Origin of the sequence: Protofrankia symbiont of Coriaria myrtifolia (assembly GCF_900634755.1) — a bacterium.
GTDB lineage: Bacteria > Actinomycetota > Actinomycetes > Frankiales > Frankiaceae > Protofrankia > Protofrankia coriariae.
The window spans coordinates 8105-28198 of sequence record NZ_CAAAFS010000170.1 but is presented as its reverse complement, the minus strand read 5'-3'; the positions used below and the strand labels follow the sequence as shown (position 1 = coordinate 28198).

The following is a 20094-nucleotide window of genomic DNA, read 5'->3' as shown; positions in this document are numbered from 1 at the left end:
CCTCTGCCCCGCCCCGCCCACTCGTCGAACCGTCCGTAACATAACCACTACAGCAAGTGCTCGAAAACTTGACGTACACACGCCACGGAAATTCATACCGATCACACGAAATCCCGCCGGATATCACCGGATTCCGCCATGTCGTGTCACATAAATCTGAATACGACAGGATTCCACCGAATTCCGCTGGACGCGGACGCCCACCGCCGGAGCCGGCCAGGAGACGGCACGGCCGACCACCCCCGTCCACCCTCGGCATCAGCGGCCGGCGGAGCCTGCCCACGAAGCGGCGTAACGGACAGTACTGTCCAGATGCCTCCGCGGCTCACCGTCCGCCTCCGGGATTACCTGTAAAGATCACCGGATGCCTCTGCCCGGAGCCGACCACCCGACCCAGGGTGATGGGTGGTGATGGGTACCGTATCGACGACAGGAAGCTTGTACATCCGATAGACGGATGTCAAAATATCTCTCGCACGCAACGCTGAAGCTCTCATCCGCCGACAAAATCCGGAAAGATACTGAGCCGGTGTGGGATCAGCGCCCATGGACCGATACGAGCAGTGACGGCCCACCGGGCCAGGACGAGGAGAACCGGACATGAGTGGGATCCAGCGGGTGGGGATTGTGGGTGCCGGGCTGATGGGATCCGGCATCGCCGAAGTCAGCGCCCGGGCAGGACTGGACGTCGTGGTGACCGAGGTGAACCAGCTCGCGCTTGAGGCGGGAGCGCGGCGGATCGAGAAGTCGTTCGAGCGCGCGGTCCGAGGCCAGAAGCTGAGCGAGCAGGAGCGTGACGCGGCGCTGAGCCGGCTGCGCTACACCACCAACCTGGACGAGTTCGCCGACCGGGACCTGGTGGTCGAGGCCATCGCGGAGAACGAGCAGGCCAAACTGGAGGTGTTCACGGCGCTGGACAAGGTGGTGGCCTCACCCGACGCGATCCTGGCGTCGAACACCTCGTCAATTCCGATCATGAAGCTGGGCATGGCCACGACCCGGCCCGCGTACGTGGTGGGGCTGCACTTCTTCAACCCGGTACCGGTGCTGAAGCTGGTGGAACTGATCCCGTCGCTGCTGACCTCCGAGGAGACCCTGGCGGCCGTGACGGACTTCGCCACCGAGACGCTGGGCAAAACGGTGATCCGTTCGCAGGACAGGGCGGGCTTCGTGGTCAACGCACTGTTGATCCCGTACCTGCTGTCGGCGATCCGGATGATGGAGCCGGGCTTCGCGTCGGTGGAGGACATCGACAACGGCATGGTGCACGGGTGCTCCCATCCGATGGGTCCGCTGCGGCTGGCGGATCTGATCGGCCTGGACACCGTGAAGGCGGTGGCGGAGTCGATGTACGAGGAGTTCAAGGAACCTCTTTACACCGCCCCGCCGCTGCTGCTACGGATGGTCGACGCGGGACTGCTGGGCAAGAAGTCCAACCGTGGCTTCTACGACTATCAAAGTTGATCTTCTGGAAAGGAGCCGGGGATGAGCCAGGGCTTCGGGCTTTACCAGCTCGGTGAGGAACACGACGCACTGCGCGCGGCCGTACGCGCGCTGGCGGAGAAGGAGATCGCGCCGTACGCGACGGAGGTGGACGAAGCCGAACGGTTTCCAGCGGAGGCCCGTGACGCCCTGGTGAAGGCGGATTTCCACGCGGTGCACATCCCGGAGTCCTACGGCGGCCAGGGCGCGGACGCGGTCTCGGCGTGCATCGTGATCGAAGAGGTCGCGCGGGTGTGCGCGTCCTCGTCGCTGATCCCGGCGGTGAACAAGCTGGGCTCGCAGCCGATCATCCTGTCCGCCGACGAGGAGCTCAAGCGCACGGTGCTGAGCGAGATCGCGGCCGGCGCCGGGATCTCGTACGCGCTCTCCGAACGGGAGGCGGGCTCGGACACCGCGTCGATGCGCACCCGCGCCCAACTGGACGGGGACCACTGGGTACTCAACGGCACGAAGGCCTGGATCACCAACGCCGGGGAGTCGACCTGGTACACGGTGATGGCGGTGAGCAACCCGAACGCGGACAAGCCCTCGCGGGGTATCTCGGCGTTCGTGGTGCACCGGGACGACCCGGGCTTCTCGGTGGGCCACAAGGAGCGGAAGCTGGGGATCAAGGGGTCGCCGACCCGGGAGATCCACTTCGAGAACTGCACGATCCCGGCCAACCGGATCATCGGCGAGCCGGGAACCGGCCTGAAGACGGCGCTGGCCACCCTGGACCACACCCGTCCGACGATCGCGGCGCAGGCGCTGGGGATCGCGCAGGGCGCACTGGACGCGGCCGTGGACTACGTGCGCGAACGCCGGCAGTTCGGGCAGCGCATCGGGGACTTCCAGGGTATCCAGTTCATCCTGGCCGAACTGGCGATGAAGATCGAAGCCGCGCGGCATCTGGTGTACGCCTCGGCGGCGACCACCGAGCGCGGTGAGCCGGAGTCAGGCTTCCGCTCCGCGGCGGCCAAGACGTTCGCCTCGGACGTGGCGATGTCGGTGACCGTCGACGCCGTGCAGCTGTTCGGTGGCGCCGGGTATACCCGGGACTTCCCGGTGGAGCGGATGCTGCGCGACGCCAAGATCACCCAGATCTACGAGGGCACCAACCAGATCCTGCGCATGGTCATGGCCCGCCATCTGCTCCGAGGCTGACCTCCCGGCGCCGGCACAACGCGAGAACGCGAGGCCGACCAGCCCCGCGGACGAGGTGGGCGTGGGCTCCTCCCGGAGCTCACGCCCACCGGCGTGTCACGCCTCCCGCCGCCCGGTCCTGGCCGACGATCAGTCGATGATCGCGCGTAGCTGTTCGACGGCGTGCACACGCTCGGCGTGTGCGGTCGCCAGCGGCGTCACGTGCAGGGTCGTGACACCGGCTTCGGCAAAGGCGGCAACCCGCTCCTTGATGTACCCGGGCGGGCCCACCAGCGAGGTGTCCCGGACCAGGTCCTCCGGGATGGCGGCCGCTGCCTCGTCCTTGCGCCCGGCAAGGTACAGCTCCTGGATGACGTCGGCAGCCTGCTCGTACCCGTACCGGCGGGCCAGGTCGTTGTAGAAGTTCCGGCCCTTCGCGCCCATGCCGCCGATGTAGAGGGCCAGCTGGGCGCGGTACGGCTGCAGCAGCCGCGGATCGTCCTGGTAGCCCTCGCCGATGGCGAGGAACACGCTGGCGGTGATGTCCAGCGGGCCGAGCTCGGGGTCACGCCTGGCATAGCCCTCCCGCAGGGCGTTCCCCCACGCGTTGTCGGCCCTGTCCGGATGGAAGAACACCGGCAGCCATCCCTCCGCGATCTCGGCGGCCAGCGCCACGTTACGCGGGCCGATCGCGGCCAGAACGATCGGGATCCGGGGCCGGAGCGGACGATTTATGATCTTCAACGGCTTGCCGAGCCCGCTGCCCTGGCCTTCCGGCAGCGGGACCTGGTAGTACCTGCCCTTGTACACCACGGGTTCCCGCCGCCACACCTGGCGGCAGATGTCTATCACCTCGCGGGTGCGGCCCAGCGGCGCGTCGTAGAGGACACCGTGGAAGCCCTCGATCACCTGTGGCCCGGACGCGCCGAGCCCGAGCCAGAACCGCCCCCCGGAGACGAAGTCCAGGCCCGCGGCGGTCATCGCGGTCAGCGTCGGGGTACGGGTGTAGAGCTGCAGGATGGCGGAGGCGATCTCCAGCCGGCTGGTCCGCGCCGCGATGAAGCCGAGCTGGCTGACCGCGTCAAAGGTGTACGCCTCGGCGACCGAGACGATGTCGAGCCCGGCCTTCTCGAAATCCTCGAGCTCGGCGACAGCCTCCGTGAAGCCACCGCTGTAACTCAGCGTCATGCCGATCCGCATTACTCTCCCCGGTTCCGTCCGCAATAACAGTCACGACTGACCGGACGATACCGCTGGGGACCGGCCCGAGACAGAACTTCCACGGCGGTCGGCGGCCGGCCAGCCGCTCCGCCCGTTCTCCGCCTGCCGCTGGCGCGGCCGGGCCGTCAGGTCGCGCTGCCGTAGGGACGGGTGAGGATCTCCAGCAGGTGGCCGTCCGGATCCTGGAAGTAGACCCCGCGCCCACCGCTGCCGTGGTTGATCTCTCCCGGCCGGCTGCGGCCCGGGTCGGCCCAGTAACGGATGCCGCGCTCGCGAATCCGCCCGAAGATCTCGTCGAACTCCGTCTCACCGATGAGGAAGGCGTAGTGCTGCGGGGTGACCGCGCCCTTCGTCTCGGCGAAGTCGAGGCTCACGCCGTTGTCGGCCGTGACCACGAGGAAGTGCCCGAACGGGACTGGGGCCGCCAGCCCGAGGATGTCGGCGAGGAAGGCGGCCGACGCACTCCTGTCGTGCGCCGCCACGATGGTGTGGTTGAGCTGTACGGTCATGCCAGCGTCCCTCCTGTTCCGTTCCGCTCGCCTGTGCGATGCCGCATCCGTTCTCCCGGCTGTCGCGGTGGGCGAACGCGGGCGCCGCGCGCCGGTGGGCGATCACGCCATGGCGGGCCGCCGGTCGGCACGGCGAGCGCCTCCGACGCCGCCGCGGGGTATGTCGGGAAAGGCATGACAGCAGCCTGCAACTTCAACCGCACTTCAGGTCAACAGGGGACGGCGCGGAAGGTTTCGGCCGCCCAACCGTCGTCTCCCAACCGTCATATCCATGTCGTTGTCTCCCAGGTTGTTGTCTCCCAGCCGTTGTTTTCCGAACCTCTCCCAGGCGCGCGGCCTCCCGGGTGCGGCCAGCCGTCCGGGCCACCGCCAGCACCGTGGTCCGTCAGGATCCGGGGAGGGGGAAGCGGCCGGGCGGATGGCGCGGGCCGCGCCGGCCGGCCAGGGAGCGGGGCATGAGCAGCGGCACGGATGACACGGGCCACCGGGACGGCACGGCGACGACGGGTGCCGTGCCGGGTGCGGCAGTGGGCGCCACGATGGGGGATGGTGAGCAGCGGGTGCTCATCGGTGACCTGCCGGTGGTCGTCGTCCCCGGCCGTACCGTCGACCTGCGCGAGCTGCCGCCGTACAGCATCGCGCTGGACGGGGTCGTGCAGGGCCCGGCGCTCGACCTGAGCACCCGCCGGCTGAGTTTCGACCACCACGGCGCCTGCATCCGGCTGGTGACCACGGCGACCTGCCGACAGGTCGCCGACGCGCTGCTGCTCGGGCTGGAGCCCCGGCGTTACACCGCCTATGTCAACGATCTCGACGCGGACAACGCCGGCAGGGGCAGCGCCGCGCGGATGGCCGCCGACCTCGGCCGCTGCGTGGCGGCGATCGCCGAGCTGACCCGCGGTCTCGCCGGCACCGACCCGGGCGACCACGCCGGCCTGGGCGATCCGGCCGACACGAGTGATCCGGTCCGGGCGGGTGGCCAGGCCGACGCGGACGATCCGGCCGGCCGGCGGCGGCCGGCGACGTCGTTCCGGATCACCCATGCCGGGACGGGATGGGTGATGGCGACCAGCGACACCGGCGCCTTCGACCGGGTGTACGAAGCGGGGCACGCCCGGGCGGTGATGTGGCGGCCGTTGCCCGACGGCTCGACCGCGTACACCGTGGGACGGCGCAGCGACCTGGTGGACGGCTTCCCGGTCGGGCCGGCCGAGGCGCCGGGACGATCCTTGGCGCGCTCGCCGCGCGGGAGCCCGGCTGGGGCGGGGGCAGCTCGATCGGCGGGGCGCCCCGGCGTCCCGACGGCTCCCGCAGCTCACTGCACCCGGACGAGGTCTTCACGATCGTCGAGGCGGCCGTCACCGCGGCCGGCTGACCCGCGGGCCGGGGACGAGCACGCGGCCCGGGGAACGGACGGCCCGGAGAATCCGGCAGCGCACCGGGAGCGGGAGGCGCCCCGGCCCTGCCCGCGGCCGCCATCGGGCTGCCACGGGAGGGCGTACAGGGCAGGCCTGTGCCGAAGAAGGCATGCTCCGAAAAGGTCGACATGTTGTGGGACGGTTACCATGACCTACGGTCGAACCGACTTCCCGGAGCGGGTATGGCACCTCGGCGTCACTCCAGCCCTGAACCAGGGGACGACGAGCTGTCGCAGACCCTGGTGCAGCTCGCCGGCGAGGTGCTCGAGCGGATCAAACTCCAGCAGGTCCGGGTGGAACTGGCCATGGCGCTCCAGCGCCACATCCTGCCGGTCGAGCTGCCGGTGGTGCCGGGGCTGCGGACCGCGGCGTGCTACGTCCCGGCCCGTCCCGGGCTGGACATCGGCGGCGACTGGTACGACGCCTTCATGATGCCGGGTGGGACGGTCGGCATCGTCATCGGTGACGTGCAGGGCCATGACGTGGAGGCCGCCGCCTTCGTGGGTCAGGTCCGCATCGGGCTGCGCGCCGTCACCAGTGTCACCACCGATCCGGGAGAGGTCCTCGCCCGGATCAACGACCTGCTGGTGTCGCTGGGTTCCGGCCTGTTCGTGACGTGCACCTTCCTGCGCTTCGACCCGGCGTCCGGCGAGCTGGCGGATGCGCGCGCCGGCCATGTCCCGGCGGTCTGGGCCACCGCCGACGGCAGGTGCGAGGTGGTGCTGGACGACGGCGGGCTGCCGCTGGGGATGTTCCCCGGCCAGCGGTATCCGGTGACCCGCCGGCTGCTGACCGGGACCGGGGCCTTCGTCCTGCTGACCGACGGGGTCGTGGAGGGGCCGGCCTTCCCGCTCGAGCGGGGGCTGGAGCGGGTGGTGCACGTCGTCCGCGGCGGCTGCGAGGCCGACCCGGACGTCCTGGCCACCAAAGTGATCGACGTCGCGGACCTGACCGGCCACTGCGACGACGCCGCGGTGCTCGTCCTGCGCCACGACGGGCAGGCCCGCGGCCCGCGGCCCTGGCACCGTGCCGGCCGCGGGTGGTGATGTGACCTCGCCCACACCCATGTGATCTCGTTCACACAAAGCACCGGGTAGCGTCGTAACAACCATGGCGGTCGACGAACGACTCCGGCAGTGCCTCCGTCAGGGTCCTCACCGGCGCCTTCGGCAACGCACCGTCTCCGGGCGCATCGTCCCGCGACGCGTCATCACTCACCGTGTCACCGCCCAACGTGTTATCGCCCTGTGCGTTGCCTTCGCCCTGCGCACCTGCGCGATCACGGCGGCCTACTACGCCGCCGCCAGGGCGGGGCTGCTGCTGGAGCTGGTGCACAGACAGGTCACTCCGCTGTGGCCGCCGACCGGTATCGCCGTGGTCTGTCTGCTGCTGCTGGGCCTGCGCATGTGGCCGGGGGTGGCGTTGGGGGCCTTCCTCGTCAACCTGTCGCTCGGCTCGTCCGTGCTGGTGGCCCTTGGTATCTCCGTGGGAAACACGCTGGCCCCCGTCACCGCCTGTCTGCTTCTTCGCCGTAGCGGTTTCCGGCCGGAGCTGGACCGGCTGCGCGACGCCCTGGCGCTGGTGTTCCTCGGTGCCCTGGCCGGAATGCTGGTCAGCGCCACCGGGGGCACCGGAGTTCTCACGCTCGCCGGTGCCGTACCGACGGACGCGTTCTGGTCGACGTGGTCGGTGTGGTGGACCGGCGATGCCATGGGTGTCCTCGTCGTCGTGCCCTTCCTGCTCGTCCTGCGCCGGCTCCGGTGCCCGCGGGGCGCGGGCCCGCACCGGTGGCCCCGATGGTTTGAGGCCGGGGCGATGCTGGCGGTCACGGCCGTGGTCACGCTGGTAGCGACGAGAAGCACCGTCAGCCTGCTCTTCATCGTCTCCCCGGTCCTGATCTGGGCGGCGTTCCGTTTCCAGCTGGCCGGCACCGCGCCGTGCGCGCTGCTCATCTCCGTGATCACGATTTCCGCGGCGGCGGACGGCGTCGGCCCGTTCCGCGGCCACGAGCTGTCCACCCAGATGCTCACCCTGCAGGCCTTCAACGGGACCATCGCGCTGATCGCGCTGTCACTGTCGGCGCTGGTCACCGAACGGAACCGGACGCATCAGCGGATCGTGCGGGTCTGCCAGGAGCTCACCGAGGCGGTGACCCGGCTCGCCCCCGCTGACAGCGCGCCGGACACACTCGCCGTTCGCCGCCGGCCGCTGGAAAAGCCGGAAAGGGAAAGGACGGAAAAGACGGCCGATCCGGAAAGGAGCCCACCCTCCCCTTTCGTGCGGGCCAGCCGTCCGGCCGGACCGCCGCAGCCGTGACCCGGCCACACCGGGTCCTGGTACCCGCCCGGGCAGACCGCCGGAGGCCTCACAGGCCGAGCAGTTGGCGAGCCATCTGCTTCCACTGGGGCAGATGCGGGTCACTCGCCGCCGTGCGCGGATCGAACCCGTAGGTCATCGCGGCCCCGCGCATGCTCGTCATCAGCAGTTCCCGCACCTGCGGGAAGGTCTCCCGGGACGCCAGCGCCGGGCCGAACGCCCCCTCGGCGGCGGTGCGGATCGCCGCCCCCAGCCGGCGTTCGGCGGGGGCCAGCGCCTCCCGCAGGGCCTCGTTGGTGCGGGCCGCCGTCCACAGTTCCATCGCCGCCCAGAAGTACGGCTGGTGGAAGGTGAACCACATCATCTCCACGGCCCGGTCGAGGCGGGCGGCGCCGTCGGGCAGTTCGTCCAGCAGCTTGCCGAAGTGCTCCCAGGTGGTGGTCAGCCGGGTTGTCACGAGGTGCTGGGTGGCCGCGACCAGCAGCACCTCCCGGGACGGGAAGTGGTGCAGCAGCCGACCCCGGGACACCCCGGCCTCCGCCTGGATCACCAGGGTGGTGGTGCCGGCGTACCCGTACCGCACCAGGCAGTCGACCGTCGCGTCGAGGATGCGCTGGCGGCTGTCCAGGGTGCGCTCCCGGTGGGTGCGCTGGCCGCCTCGGGCCACCGGGCCCGGTGCCACCGTGGCACCAGCGCCCGGGCCCGCGCTCTGCCGCGTGGGTTCGGCACCGTCGGCGGCGGCTGCCCGGGAAGTAGGCCGGGATGGGGGCATGTACCGGACACTACCGCCCACCGGCCGTTTGACAGTCAGACCTGACCGCTACCCGGGCCGACCGGGGGCGGACAGCGAACAGGAGGAGCACAGCCGCCCACAGGCGACAAAAACCATACATCGTTAGGATTACGGCAGTCCGACCCCGACCCGTCGACGAGCCTCTGTTTTCCACCCGCTTCCGCCCGCTCCAGCGCTCTGCTCCAACAGGCCCGGGAAGGATCCCGATAGGCGGTTACCCGCTCTTCTGGCCACCGAGCGGGCCGAACGGGCGGTACCGCCGACCAAGCACCGACCCCGGTCCCGGTCGACCGATCCGAAGGAGCCCCCGTGCGTACCGGACGTACACGCAGGACACGCCCCCGGCCGCGTTGCGCGCTGCGTCTCCGGCCGCGTGACCGCTCGGTTCGGACAGCTGAGAATATCCCGGTGGGAGCCGCCGGTGAATCGGCCGGGAAACCGTATCGGATGGTATTCTGCGGCGTCGCCCCATGAGCCGGGCGTGTGCTCCTTCACCACGATACGGAGGCCTGGCATCGCGATCGTGTTTCATGCGACGTAGTTGGAATGTGCCATGGATCTGATATGACCGGACAGCAGCAGAACCCGCACGATCTGTATCTGCTCTATGCGGCTGCCAAACGCATCGGCCGCTCACTGGACGTTGACCACACGGCCGAGGACCTGGCCGAGGTCCTCGTCCCCGCCCTCGGCGATGTGGCCACGGTCGATCTCAGTGACGCCGTGCGGGCCGGCGACGAGCCGCCGAAAACATTCGGCGGTGGGCAGCTGCGCCTGCGACGTGTCGCCGCGGTCCGTCACCACGGTTCCTGGCATCCCGGATTCATCCGGACGGGCATGCCGGTCCCGTCGTTCCCGGACGGGTTTGAAATCCGCAGCCTGCAGCGCGGCAAGGTTCTGATGGCCACCAACCGGGCGGAGGTCGTTCCCTACGCGGGCGATTTCACGGACGCGATGGTCCCGCTGGACGCGCATTCGGGGATGAGCGCGCCCCTGTACGTCCGCGGCCTGCTGTTCGGGATCGTCAGCGTGTGGCGGACCGGTTCGACCCCGGTCTTCGACCGGGACGACCGCAAGCTGCTGCGGGAGATCGCCTCCCGTGCCGAGCTGAGCATCGACAACGCCCGCCGGTACACCCGCGAGCGCCGCGCGGCCATCGCGCTGCAGCGGGCCCTGCTGCCCCAGGCGAGGACCGACACCACCGCGGCCGAGACCGCCGGCAGGTACATCCCGGCCGACCGCGGCCGCCAGGTGGGCGGCGACTGGTACGACGTCATCCCGCTGTCCTCGCTGCGGGTGGCCTTCGTCGTCGGCGACGTCATCGGGCACGGCCTGCCCGCCAGCGCCACCATGGGACGGCTGCGCACCGCCGTGCAGACCCTGGCCGATCTCGACCTCGAGCCCGGCGAGCTGCTCGCCCACCTCGACGACCTCGTGCAGCGTCTCGCCAGCGAGGCCGACCCGGCCCGGTGGGACACGGTGGGCGCGACCTGCGTCTACGCGGTGTACGACCCGGTCGCCGGCCGCTGCGCGATCGCCAGCGCCGGGCACCCGCCGCCGGCCGTGGTGACGCCGGAGGGCAAGGTCGACTTCGTCGACGTCACCCCCGGGCCGCCGCTCGGCGTGGGCGGGATGCCCTTCGAGGTCACCGAGATCGCGCTGGCGCCCGGCAGCGTTCTCGCCCTGTACACCGACGGCCTGCTCAACCGGCACGACCGCGACGTCACCCAGGGAATGGACTGGCTCCACGAGCGTCTGGGATCACTCTACGAAAGCGAACAGTCTCTGGACGACATCGGCCAGAAACTCCTCGGCGACGTCTCCTCGGCCCCGCCCGCGGACGACATCGTCATGCTGCTCGCCCGTACCCGTACCGTGGTGCCCGAGGCCGTCGTCGAGTGGGAGTTTCCCGCCGACGCGTCCGTGGTCGCCGAGGTCCGCAACCTCACGACCCAACAGCTGGCCGCCTGGGGCCTGGACACCCTGTCCTTCAGCACGGAACTGGTCGTCAGCGAGCTGATCACCAACGCCATCCGGTACGCGCAGGGCCCGATCAGGGTCCGGCTGATCCGCGACGACCTGCTCGTCTGCGAGGTCTCGGACGCCAGCTTCACCCAGCCGCGGCTGTGCTATGCCCGCAGCACCGACGAGGGCGGCCGTGGCCTGTTCCTGGTGGCCCAGATGACCCGACGGTGGGGCAGCCGCTACAGCCGCCTGGGCAAGACCATCTGGACCGAGCAGCCGACGCACCCGACGTATAAATAGGGCTTTCAGGCGTGAGCATGGCGCCAGGATGTGCCTGACGGATGTTCGACCGCGCGGGCGGCGCCCACATCGGCTGTCGACCACCATCCGTCGGACACGCCCTGGACGGGGACGTCCGGGGCCGCGGCCCGCGAACTGTGCGCGCACGCGAACAGGCGGCGGGCTGCGCTGGTATCCGGACCGGCTCTGTCACCGGATCTCGAATCCCCGCTTGGCACCGCCGCCGCAGGTCCCGCTCGCATCCCGTCGCGATCAGCGACCGGGTGTGTGTTCGGACCCCGTGCTATCCGGGCAGCAGGCTGGCCGGATCGAAGTTCTCGTCCCAGTAGTGCGGCCGGACGACCGGCACACCGAGCGCCTCGAAGACCGTGTTGTCCTCCCAGTAGGTCGACTCAAGGATGATCTTTCCCTCGGAGTCGAACTGGTGGAACGTCGAGCCGACAGTCTCCAGCGTCTTGCCGCTGGTGGGCAGGCCGCGGTAGGTCGTGGCCCCCTCGATCCGGACGTTCCAGTGGATGAGGCCGTAGCTGTCGTTGGCCCCGCCGAACCACGCGGTGGGGGTGAAGGTGTAGGTGCCGTTCTCCCCGCTGGCGATCCCGCCCAGCCGCTCCACGAGGGTCTCGCGGTCGGTGACCGTGTCGTCGAGGTGGTCGTCGACCTTGGTCCACTCGACGGTGAAGTAGTCGGCGTACAGGTCGGCCAGGGCGGCCGTGTCGCTGCCGAGGGCGGCGGCCCACCGCTGGGCGTGCTCCAGGCCACTGGCCGCCCGGATGAAGGGGGCGCCGCTGGAGGTCTTCACCACGGCGGGCTTGGTGCCGGTCAGGCTCTTGGTGGGGCTGACGGGCCCGACCGCACGCAGCACCGCGGACGCGTCCCACCAGGAGGACTCGCGGGTGATCAGACCCTGCTCGTTGTAGATGTGGAAGGTGTGGCCCTGGGTGCCGAACGGCTTGCCCGCGACGTCCAGGCCGAGGAAGACCGCGGCGTGCTCGGGGCTCCACTCCCAGCGGAGCAGACCCACCCGCTCGTCGCCGATGTAGGAACGAATCCGGAAGTTGTGGATGCCGATGCCGTTCTCCGGGTCCTTGTTCGCGTACGGGCCGAAAACGCGGTGCAGGTCCGGCTTGTTGTTGATGTTGTACTGGTCAAGCATCACGTCTTCGAAGATGAAACCGTCGTCGGCGTAGAGCTTGGAGACTGCCTCAGCGCTCTCCCGGAACGCCTTCAGCCACTTGATTCCGAAATTGTAGTGCGCCACGATTTCTCCTTGTCCTTGCACGAGCCTTCGCAAGCCGGAACAAAATCTCAGGACTCCGAAATATCAACCTTCCCGGGAAGCGCCAGCCTTCCCGGGAAATGTCAGCCCACCCGGGGAAACAGATAACAACAGCCCGCCACAGCAGCCGGCAGGACCCGGCCGACGCGTTCTGGCCGGGGTCGACACGAGCCGGCCGGCCGGCCGGACGAACAGGCGTCCACCGGCTGGGCCCGTCGCGTCACACCGACGACCACAAACGCCCTGACCACCCGGTCCTCCACGTCGTCCGCCCGCGGTACCCCGCACGTTCGCCCTGCACGGAACAGATCCTCGTCCGCCGAAATCATTCTTTACACAGCCGAAGACGATATTCCGGGAGAACGTGGCCCGCATCACCCTCTGGGATGAAGTCCGTCCGGCTGCGGGATGACCTGCCCGCCGCGCCCAGCTGCCGAACCTGCCCGCCGAGCCACTCGTCGAGCCCGCCCGGCCGGCGGGCGCGTGCGCGCAGGCGGGCAGGCTCAGCCGTTGCCGGGACAGCGGGTATGCCGGGCGCGCGGCCGGCCGAGATCAGCCCGCGGGCTCGGCCTGTCGGGCATGCTCACCGCCGTCGGCGGACCACTTCTCCTCGATGCGCCCGTACTTCCACACCAGCAGCGCAACCGCCCAGGTGAGGACGAACAGGGCGACGACGAAGTAGCCGAGCAGGTTGAGGTCCAGGCCGCTGACCCAGTCCCAGAAACCGCCGGTGAGGCTCGCCTTCTCGGCGAGGATGCCGAGCAGTTCCACGGTGCCGATGAGGAAGGCGACCGCGACCGACAGCCCGGTGATCATGATGTTGTAGTAGACCTTGCGAACGGGCCTGGAGAACGCCCAGCCATAGGCGAAGTTCATGAACGACCCGTCGATCGTGTCCAGCAGGCTCATGCCCGCGGCGAACAGGATCGGCAGCACGAGGATGGCGTACCAGGGCCGCCCGGCCCCGGCGGCCCCGGCGGCCAGGAACAGCAGCGCGACCTCGGTGGCGGTGTCGAAGCCGAGACCGAACAGGACGCCCAGCGGGTACATCTGCCACGGCCTGGTGATCGCCCTGGTGACGCGGCCGAGCAGCCGGTTCATCAGGCCGCGGGAGTTCAGCTGCTCCTCGAGGGCGGCCTCGTCATAGTGCCCGCGCCGCATGTCCCGGAACACCCTCAGGATCCCGAGCAGGACAGCGAAGTTGATCGCGGCGATGAGGTAGAGGAAGCCACCGGAGACGGTGGTGCCGATCCAGCCGGTGACGGCGTGCAGGGTGGAGCCGTCGTCCTCGACCTGCCCGGCCAGCGAACGTATCCCGATGCCGAACAGGAACGCCAGCGCGAAGACGATCGTGGAGTGGCCGAGGGAGAAGAAGAACCCGACCGACAGCGGCCGCTGGCCGTCGGTCATCAGCTTGCGGGTGGTGTTGTCGATCGCGGCGATGTGGTCGGCGTCGAAGGCGTGGCGCAGACCCAGGGTGTAGGCGGTGACCCCGAGGCCGATGCCGAACACCTGGCCGTCGGCCCCGAAGTGGTAGTGCCGCGGGGCGACGATCGCGATCAGAGCGAACCAGCCGATCACGTGCAGCCCGATGATGACGCCGGCCATGCCGGCCACGCTCGCCCACTCCCGTGGGCCGAGCGCCCGGCGGATGCGGGTGAACCGTGCCGTGGGCGAGGTGTCGATCTGGGCAGCCATGGCGGAATCCTTCCTGGCGGAGGGCCCCGGCAGCGCCGACGGGGGTGGATGCGCCTGCGGACGTTAACCATCCCCACCGCCTGCTGCAAGATACTTGCAGGAGATAATGGATTGCATGGTGCCGCCATCGTCCGGTCGTTCGTCATCGACGTGACGCGTGGGACGCAACGGAGCGCGGCGGAACGTAGCGGAGGCTTCACGGGAGCTTCAGCACGGCCACGAGGAGGCGGCACGCTCGGCGACGAGGCCGGCTCCGATCGGCACATATAGCAAATTATTACCCATAGTTATGAATAGGAAACATGTGGCGGTCGTCCTCCCGTTGGGGACAGCCACGGTTACAGGTTCATTGCAAGTACTTCACGATGACGTTCGTAACAGCGCCCGTGGACGCCGCGACAGGCATCGTTGTAGACGACGCTGACGACAAGGAGTAGCGATGCGTGACATCGGGAGCGGCCCCGGGGGATGCCTGCCGGTGGCAATCGAGGTCATGACCGCCTACACCGACTCGGCCGACGACCCCGGCTTCTTCTGGACCAGTGTCCAACGGGTCATGGCCGACGGCGCCGACCGCGCGGACCCCGCGGCGGCCGTGGCCGAACTCGTCCTCGGCCTGTCCACGCTGTGCGGCATCACCCTCGACCACCTGGCCGAGCGCGCCGGTCCGGACAGCGGGCCCCGCGACGTGCTCGCCGCGATCCAGCGGGCCTACGTCGCCGAGCCGCCGCCCTGACCGGCCCCCGGCCACCCTGTCAACGGCCCTGCGCACGCATCCCGGCCAGCCAGGCGCCCGTGGAGCGCCGGGTACCGCGTAGCGTCAGGCCCCAAGGACCAGGAGCGGATCCACAGCGTTCCGTCCCGCACATATCCCATATCTCACCGTGATGAGAGGACTCCACACCCGTGGCGACCTACGCACTGCCCGACCTGCCCTACGACTACGCCGCTCTCGAGCCGTCGATCAGCGGCGAGATCCTGGAACTGCACCACGACAAGCACCACGCCGCCTACGTCGCCGGCGCCAACACCACCCTCGACAAGCTCGCCGAGGCCCGTGACAAGGGCGACTTCGCCGCCATCGTCGGCCTGGAGAAGACGCTCGCGTTCAACGTCTCCGGTCACGTCCTGCACTCGCTCTACTGGCAGAACCTCTCCCCCGACGGCGGCGACAAGCCCGACGGCGCCCTCGCCGACGCCGTCGCCAACGACTTCGGCTCGTTCGACGCGTTCAAGGCCCAGCTCACCGCCGCCACCAGCACGATCCAGGGCTCCGGCTGGGGTGTGCTGTCCTACGAGCCCGTCGCCGACCGGCTCCTGATCGAGCAGGTCTACGACCACCAGGGCAACGTCGGCATCGGCAGCACCCCGCTGCTGGTCTTCGACGCCTGGGAGCACGCCTTCTACCTCCAGTACAAGAACGTCAAGGCCGACTACGTCACCGCCCTGTGGAACATCGTCAACTGGGCCGACGTCGCGGCCCGCTACACCGCGGCCCGGCAGTCCCGCCAGGGCTGACCCGGCCGTGGCCGGCCGGCTGGTGACCACCGCTGCCGGCCGGCAGCGTCCCGGGCCGCGGCCACCGCACGGGCCGCCTCATCGGTACCGCCGGGCGCCTGCCGCCACCGGTACCGATGAGGCCACGCAACCTGGGGGCTGATGAGGCGGCCAGGGCCGCAAAAACGCACCACCGTCAGGCCGCGTCGCTGTACCGCGACGCGGCCTTCGTGCGGTTCTGGTGCGCGCGCACGGTGTCGCTGTCCGGCGGCGCGGTGTCAGCCGTCCTGCTGCCGATACTCGTCTTCCAGATCAGCGGATCCGCGGCGTGGACGGCGGTGCTCACCACCGTGGAGGCACTGTCTGTTGCATAGGCGATGTCCGCCGTCTCGGCGTTCCGCCAGTCATGATCGATGGATGCGTCGACGTGCCGTCCGTCCACCGGTCCCCGTCTCTTCAGTTCACCGGGTTCCGGTTCCCGCCGGAGGTGATCGTGCTGGCGGTCCGCTGGTACCTCCGCTACAGCCTGTCGTACCGGGACGTCGAAGAACTCCTCGCCGAGCGCGACCTGGTCGTTGACCATGTGACTGTCTACCGGTGGGTGCAGCGGTTCACCCCGCTGCTGATCGATGCCGCCCGGCCCTGCCGGCACATTCCGGGGGACAGGTGGTGTGTCGATGAGACGTATGTGAAGGTCTCCGGCCGGTGAATCTACCTGTACCGGGCGATCGACCAGTTCGGGCAGGTCATCGACGTCCCCGCCAGTGAGCATCGGGATCCGGCCGCGGCCCGCCGCTTCTTCACCCGAGCGCTCTCGCATGGCCGCCGGCCGGTCGAGGTGACCACCGACAAGGCTGCCGCCTACCGGCGGGTGCTCGACGAGATACTGCCGGACGCCCACCACATTGATACCCGGCGGGCGAACAACCGGATCGAATCCGATCACAGCCAGCTGAAGGCACGGCTCCGGCCGATGCGCGGACTGAAACACCTCCGCTCCGCGCAGACGGTCAGCTCCGGGCACGCCTTCGTGCAGAACATCCGCCGCGGCCACTATGAACTCGGCGTCGACACCGACCCGCACCTGCGGCTGTCGGCTGCCTTCACCGAGCTCGCACTGGCGGTCTGATCAGCGGCTCGGAGGGCCTGGCATGTCTTGACCCCGCTGAATGCAACAGACCCCGGCAGGCCGGTCACGGATATACGAACCCCACCGGTAACCGCATACGACGGCGCACGCGGCGGGAACGGGAGTCCGCCGGAAAGGGCACGCGACAGGCGCGACGGAAATGCCGCGGAAAAACAGCGGAGTGGGATGATGCTCGACCGGACGGTGTGATGCCGGCCCGTCGAACCGGTGCGGAAGCGGGCGGACCGGCGAACGGGCGTCACGTGCGGACCTCCTCGGGATGGCGCGTCCCATCAGATGGACGTGACAGCGTCAGGTCTGACTCACAGCCGTCCGTACAGATCCGTCACGGCTGTTCACAGTGGCGCGACCGTGCCGGGTTCCCACCGGCTTCCGACCACCGTCACAAAACTTCGTCAGAATACGGACATACCCTCTTGACGTCAATGAACACGTATGGGTAACCAGCCTGACACGCTCCGGACGGCGGACGGCCGGGCCGCGGACGGCCGGGCGGCTCACACCGGCGCTGGCGGGCGGACTTCCGACGCTCGTGCTTCGCGGTATCGGTTGAGCCCTGGTGGTACCAGCCGACATCGTTGGGCCTCGTTGGACTTCCTACTGTGTGGGGCCGGACTTCCTGCTGCGCGGGCCGTCCGTCTCCCGCTGGCGGCCAGAGGAGCGTAATGACCGACGTGCTGTTCACCGTCCGGGGCCGGCTGGGCCGGATCACCCTCAACCGGCCGAGGGCCATCAACGCGCTCAACCACGGCATGCTGCGCCGCATCGCCGACGCTCTGACCGCCTGGGAGCACGACGAGCGTATCCGGGCGGTGCTGATCGACGGTGCCGGCGAGCGGGGGCTGTGCGCCGGCGGTGACATCCGGTCCATCTATGACGACGTCAGCTCCGGCGGCACCACCGCCCTGGACTTCTGGGTCGACGAGTATCGGCTCAACGCCCGCATCAGCCACTACCCGAAACCGTATGTCGCGCTGATGGACGGGCTGGTCATGGGCGGGGGTGTGGGCGTCTCCTCGCATGGCAGCGTGCGGGTGGTCACCGAACGCTCCCTTGTCGCCATGCCCGAGGTCGCGATCGGTCTCGTGCCCGACGTCGGCGGCACCTATCTGCTGTCCCGGATGCCAGGCCGGTCGGGCACCCACGTCGCGCTCACCACCGCGCGGATATCCGGCGCCGACGCCATCCACCACGGGCTGGCCGATCACTACGTGCCCAGCGACCGGCTCGGCGCGCTGGCCGCCGCGCTGGGCAGCGGTGACGACAGGGATCCGGTCGATGTGGTCCGCTCCTTCGCCGAGCCGCCACCGGCCAGTGCGCTGGCCGCGCAGGCGAGCTGGATCGACCACTGCTACGCGGCGCGGACCGTCGAGGAGATCCTGGACCGGTTGAACGACCACGGCGGGCCGGCCGCGGCCGCGGCGAAGGAGATCGCAAAAAGATCACCCACCGCGCTCAAGGTCACCCTGCGTGCGCTCCGGTCGGCGGCCGAGCTGCCCAGCCTGGAGGCGGTGCTCGACCAGGAGTACCGGGTCTCCAGCGCCTGCCTGCACTCGCACGACCTCGCCGAGGGCATCCGGGCCCAGGTCGTCGACAAGGACCGCAACCCCCGCTGGTCGCCGGCAACCCTGGCCGAGGTCGGTGACGACCTCGTCGCCAGCTTCTTCGCGCCCCTGGGCGCCGGCGAGCTCGGACTCGCCGCCGCTCCCGCCCACGGCGTGACGGCTGACGGCGTGACGGCGTAGGACGGCGTTGCTGCCGGCGCACGCATGACGCGGCGCGCACGGCATCCCCGCCGGCCGGGGCACGGCCGGGGCACGGCCGGGGCACGGCCGGGGCACCGATTGTCACAAGGCCCTGGCTCTCCGATTCAGGAAATGCGTCCGGGCACGAACGGCGGCCGGCGGGTACTGTTACCATTGTTTCCATGAGTCATTCTCGACCGCATGCCCGGGCGTCAGCGGCACCGGATTCCCACGGATCGGACGCTGCGGCCGGCGCGGCGGCGGAACTCGTCGTTCTTCTCAGCCCATCCGGGGAGGCGGTCGGAGTCACCCCGAAAGCCACCGTCCACGGCCCTCGAACACCGTTGCACCTGGCATTCTCCTGCTATGTTTTCGATGCCGCCGACCGCATACTCGTCACCCGGCGCGCTTATGCGAAACGAACATGGCCAGGGGTGTTGACCAACACCTGTTGTGGGCATCCAGCTCCTGGTGAGGATTTCCGGACGGCCGTTTCACGGCGGCTGGCCGAAGAGCTGAACCTGCGTGTCCAGCGCATCGACCTGGCCTTACCAACGTTTCGCTACCGCTGCGTGATGACCGACGGCACTGTGGAGAACGAGATCTGCCCGGTATTCTTCACGCAGGTTTCGGGCGATTTCCGGATCAATCCGGAAGAGGTCGCCGAGGCCTACTGGACGCCATGGTCGACGTTCTCCGACGGCGTCCTGAACGGTTCTCTGGAGATATCACCCTGGTGTCGCCTGCAGGTGGCGCGGCTGCACACGCTCGGGCCCTCGCCCCGGCACTGGCCGGTGGCGCCGGACGAGGCGCTGCCCCCGGCCGTCCGGCAGGATTTCAGCAACTACCGGGGATAGTCCGAGGAAGGGTTCCGCACCGGCGCGCAGGCCGCCGCCCTCCCCCGCCCGTCCGTCACACCTCCGCGGCGGGCTCCCCCACCGGCGGCGCCGGGTGGCGTCAGGCGGTGGCGGCGGACGGGCGGCGGTGACGGAGCAGGCGTCGGGCACAGTCGAGCATGTGGCCGCGCAACTCCTCGTCGCCGATGCCGGCGACCCGCGGGCCGAACCCGGCTTCGTGCAGCCCGGAGAGCAGGATGCTCGCGGCCACGATGGTGCCGGGATCGGGATCGGGCCCCACGATCAGCGCCAGGATCCGGTTGCTCAGCTCGGGAAACGCCCCGTGCTCGCGCAGGATGTGTATGGCCGTGAGGTCACCCTGCAGAACGGCGTAGAGGGACCGGTTACGGACGATCAGATCGACGATGCCGACCAGCACGGTCTCGACCTGGGCGGTACGGGAGCGCTTCCGCTCGGCCTCACCCGCGATCGCGGCGAGCTCCTCGATCGCCGGGCTGACCACCGCGAGGACGATGTCGTCCTTGGTCTTGTAGTGGTAGTAGACGGCGGCCTTGGTCACACCGAGCGCGTCCGCGATCATCTGTAGTGACGTCCCGCTGACGCCTCGCTCGGCAAAGAGGTCCAGGGCCGCCGCGAGCAGCTTCTTCCGCCCCGTCCCCTCTCGAGGGACTGCCGGTTCGAGCTGTGTCGCCACCGCCTTCGACCTCCTGTCCGTCCTGCCTGT

At 69.5% G+C, this 20094-nt stretch carries 18 protein-coding genes and 1 pseudogene; 11 read left to right on the top strand and 8 right to left on the bottom strand.

The annotated features are described in order from the left end of the window. Window positions 1–600: 600 nt before the first annotated feature. Together CM1CMNOD_RS09685 and CM1CMNOD_RS09680 are read left to right on the top strand one after the other, a co-directional pair. A complete protein-coding gene (locus CM1CMNOD_RS09685; protein ID WP_013873478.1) occupies window positions 601–1464 on the top strand; it encodes a 3-hydroxybutyryl-CoA dehydrogenase in 864 nt (287 codons plus the stop codon). A 21-nt stretch (window positions 1465–1485) separates the two neighbouring features. Continuing rightward, window positions 1486–2646, top strand: coding sequence for an acyl-CoA dehydrogenase family protein (locus tag CM1CMNOD_RS09680; protein WP_013873477.1), 1161 nt, complete (start codon window positions 1486–1488; stop codon window positions 2644–2646). 129 nt (window positions 2647–2775) lie between these two features. On the opposite strand, the gene CM1CMNOD_RS09675 is transcribed toward CM1CMNOD_RS09680, so the two are convergent. The 3 genes from CM1CMNOD_RS09675 to CM1CMNOD_RS09665 all read right to left on the bottom strand — a co-directional run bounded on the left by CM1CMNOD_RS09675 (window position 2776) and on the right by CM1CMNOD_RS09665 (window position 5398). Beyond that, window positions 2776–3825 carry an LLM class F420-dependent oxidoreductase gene (locus CM1CMNOD_RS09675; RefSeq protein WP_013873476.1) on the bottom strand — a complete coding sequence of 350 codons (1050 nt, stop codon included), beginning with the start codon at window positions 3823–3825 and terminating at the stop codon, window positions 2776–2778. 146 nt (window positions 3826–3971) lie between these two features. Then, the gene (locus CM1CMNOD_RS09670) at window positions 3972–4355 is read right to left on the bottom strand and encodes a VOC family protein (protein ID WP_013873475.1); all 384 of its coding nucleotides are present in this window, start codon (window positions 4353–4355) and stop codon (window positions 3972–3974) included. 263 nt (window positions 4356–4618) lie between these two features. Continuing rightward, complete coding sequence (locus tag CM1CMNOD_RS09665) at window positions 4619–5398, bottom strand: hypothetical protein (RefSeq protein ID WP_043603415.1); 780 nt, start codon at window positions 5396–5398, stop codon at window positions 4619–4621. A gap of 83 nt (window positions 5399–5481) precedes the next feature. Between CM1CMNOD_RS09665 and CM1CMNOD_RS09660 the strand changes: the two genes are divergently transcribed. The 3 genes from CM1CMNOD_RS09660 (at window position 5482) to CM1CMNOD_RS09650 (ending at window position 8089) form a co-directional block, all read left to right on the top strand. After that, window positions 5482–5730: a hypothetical protein gene (locus CM1CMNOD_RS09660; RefSeq protein ID WP_043603413.1), complete on the top strand. Its 249-nt coding sequence runs from the start codon at window positions 5482–5484 to the stop codon at window positions 5728–5730. Window positions 5731–5955: 225 nt separating this feature from the next. Then, on the top strand, window positions 5956–6819 hold the full coding sequence (locus CM1CMNOD_RS09655) for a PP2C family protein-serine/threonine phosphatase (RefSeq protein WP_013873473.1): 864 nt from the start codon (window positions 5956–5958) through the stop codon (window positions 6817–6819). Between the two features lie 64 nt (window positions 6820–6883). Continuing rightward, window positions 6884–8089, top strand: coding sequence for an MASE1 domain-containing protein (locus CM1CMNOD_RS09650; protein ID WP_013873472.1), 1206 nt, complete (start codon window positions 6884–6886; stop codon window positions 8087–8089). A 49-nt stretch (window positions 8090–8138) separates the two neighbouring features. On the opposite strand, the gene CM1CMNOD_RS09645 is transcribed toward CM1CMNOD_RS09650, so the two are convergent. After that, a complete protein-coding gene (locus tag CM1CMNOD_RS09645) occupies window positions 8139–8861 on the bottom strand; it encodes a TetR/AcrR family transcriptional regulator (protein WP_013873471.1) in 723 nt (240 codons plus the stop codon). A gap of 585 nt (window positions 8862–9446) precedes the next feature. Between CM1CMNOD_RS09645 and CM1CMNOD_RS09640 the strand changes: the two genes are divergently transcribed. Further along, window positions 9447–11147, top strand: a complete 1701-nt coding sequence (locus CM1CMNOD_RS09640) for an ATP-binding SpoIIE family protein phosphatase (protein ID WP_242625450.1) — start codon at window positions 9447–9449, stop codon at window positions 11145–11147. 283 nt (window positions 11148–11430) lie between these two features. Here the strand turns inward: CM1CMNOD_RS09640 and CM1CMNOD_RS09635 are convergent, their stop codons facing one another. Beyond that, entirely contained in the window at window positions 11431–12405 is a 975-nt protein-coding gene (locus tag CM1CMNOD_RS09635; RefSeq protein ID WP_013873469.1) for a hypothetical protein, read from the bottom strand. A 570-nt stretch (window positions 12406–12975) separates the two neighbouring features. Continuing rightward, window positions 12976–14121, bottom strand: a complete 1146-nt coding sequence (locus tag CM1CMNOD_RS09630; RefSeq protein ID WP_013873468.1) for a HoxN/HupN/NixA family nickel/cobalt transporter — start codon at window positions 14119–14121, stop codon at window positions 12976–12978. A 439-nt stretch (window positions 14122–14560) separates the two neighbouring features. Here CM1CMNOD_RS09630 and CM1CMNOD_RS09625 point away from each other — a divergent pair, with 439 nt between their 5' ends. Then, window positions 14561–14857 carry a hypothetical protein gene (locus tag CM1CMNOD_RS09625; RefSeq protein ID WP_013873467.1) on the top strand — a complete coding sequence of 99 codons (297 nt, stop codon included), beginning with the start codon at window positions 14561–14563 and terminating at the stop codon, window positions 14855–14857. A 170-nt stretch (window positions 14858–15027) separates the two neighbouring features. Continuing rightward, the gene (locus CM1CMNOD_RS09620) at window positions 15028–15639 is read left to right on the top strand and encodes a superoxide dismutase (protein ID WP_013873466.1); all 612 of its coding nucleotides are present in this window, start codon (window positions 15028–15030) and stop codon (window positions 15637–15639) included. Between the two features lie 175 nt (window positions 15640–15814). Here CM1CMNOD_RS09620 and CM1CMNOD_RS21680 read toward each other — a convergent pair whose 3' ends face one another. Next, window positions 15815–16060, bottom strand: a complete 246-nt coding sequence (locus CM1CMNOD_RS21680) for a hypothetical protein (RefSeq protein ID WP_043603410.1) — start codon at window positions 16058–16060, stop codon at window positions 15815–15817. Between CM1CMNOD_RS21680 and CM1CMNOD_RS09610 the strand changes: the two are divergent. The 3 genes and pseudogenes from CM1CMNOD_RS09610 (at window position 16036) to idi (ending at window position 19370) form a co-directional block, all read left to right on the top strand. Then, window positions 16036–16747 (top strand): annotated as a pseudogene (locus CM1CMNOD_RS09610) (IS6 family transposase). The gene CM1CMNOD_RS21680 and the pseudogene CM1CMNOD_RS09610 overlap by 25 nt on opposite strands. A 686-nt stretch (window positions 16748–17433) precedes the next feature. Beyond that, window positions 17434–18513 carry an enoyl-CoA hydratase/isomerase family protein gene (locus CM1CMNOD_RS09605; RefSeq protein ID WP_013873464.1) on the top strand — a complete coding sequence of 360 codons (1080 nt, stop codon included), beginning with the start codon at window positions 17434–17436 and terminating at the stop codon, window positions 18511–18513. Window positions 18514–18695: 182 nt separating this feature from the next. Then, window positions 18696–19370 carry an isopentenyl-diphosphate Delta-isomerase gene (gene idi / locus CM1CMNOD_RS09600; RefSeq protein WP_013873463.1) on the top strand — a complete coding sequence of 225 codons (675 nt, stop codon included), beginning with the start codon at window positions 18696–18698 and terminating at the stop codon, window positions 19368–19370. Window positions 19371–19470: 100 nt separating this feature from the next. Here idi and CM1CMNOD_RS09595 read toward each other — a convergent pair. Next, window positions 19471–20094: TetR/AcrR family transcriptional regulator (locus CM1CMNOD_RS09595; RefSeq protein WP_431607656.1), on the bottom strand; the 624-nt coding region annotated here is incomplete at its 5' end.

Coding starts and splice junctions, on each gene's coding strand:
- CM1CMNOD_RS09625 (WP_013873467.1), top strand. CDS start 14,561: ATGCGTGACATCGGGAGCGGCCCCGGGGGATGCCTGCCGGTGGCAATC.
- CM1CMNOD_RS09605 (WP_013873464.1), top strand. CDS start 17,434: ATGACCGACGTGCTGTTCACCGTCCGGGGCCGGCTGGGCCGGATCACC.
- CM1CMNOD_RS09670 (WP_013873475.1), bottom strand. CDS start 4,355: ATGACCGTACAGCTCAACCACACCATCGTGGCGGCGCACGACAGGAGT.
- CM1CMNOD_RS09630 (WP_013873468.1), bottom strand. CDS start 14,121: ATGGCTGCCCAGATCGACACCTCGCCCACGGCACGGTTCACCCGCATC.
- CM1CMNOD_RS09675 (WP_013873476.1), bottom strand. CDS start 3,825: ATGCGGATCGGCATGACGCTGAGTTACAGCGGTGGCTTCACGGAGGCT.
- CM1CMNOD_RS09685 (WP_013873478.1), top strand. CDS start 601: ATGAGTGGGATCCAGCGGGTGGGGATTGTGGGTGCCGGGCTGATGGGA.
- CM1CMNOD_RS09680 (WP_013873477.1), top strand. CDS start 1,486: ATGAGCCAGGGCTTCGGGCTTTACCAGCTCGGTGAGGAACACGACGCA.
- CM1CMNOD_RS09655 (WP_013873473.1), top strand. CDS start 5,956: ATGGCACCTCGGCGTCACTCCAGCCCTGAACCAGGGGACGACGAGCTG.
- CM1CMNOD_RS09650 (WP_013873472.1), top strand. CDS start 6,884: ATGGCGGTCGACGAACGACTCCGGCAGTGCCTCCGTCAGGGTCCTCAC.
- CM1CMNOD_RS09645 (WP_013873471.1), bottom strand. CDS start 8,861: ATGCCCCCATCCCGGCCTACTTCCCGGGCAGCCGCCGCCGACGGTGCC.
- CM1CMNOD_RS09665 (WP_043603415.1), bottom strand. CDS start 5,398: ATGGGTGATCCGGAACGACGTCGCCGGCCGCCGCCGGCCGGCCGGATC.
- CM1CMNOD_RS09640 (WP_242625450.1), top strand. CDS start 9,447: ATGACCGGACAGCAGCAGAACCCGCACGATCTGTATCTGCTCTATGCG.
- idi (WP_013873463.1), top strand. CDS start 18,696: ATGAGTCATTCTCGACCGCATGCCCGGGCGTCAGCGGCACCGGATTCC.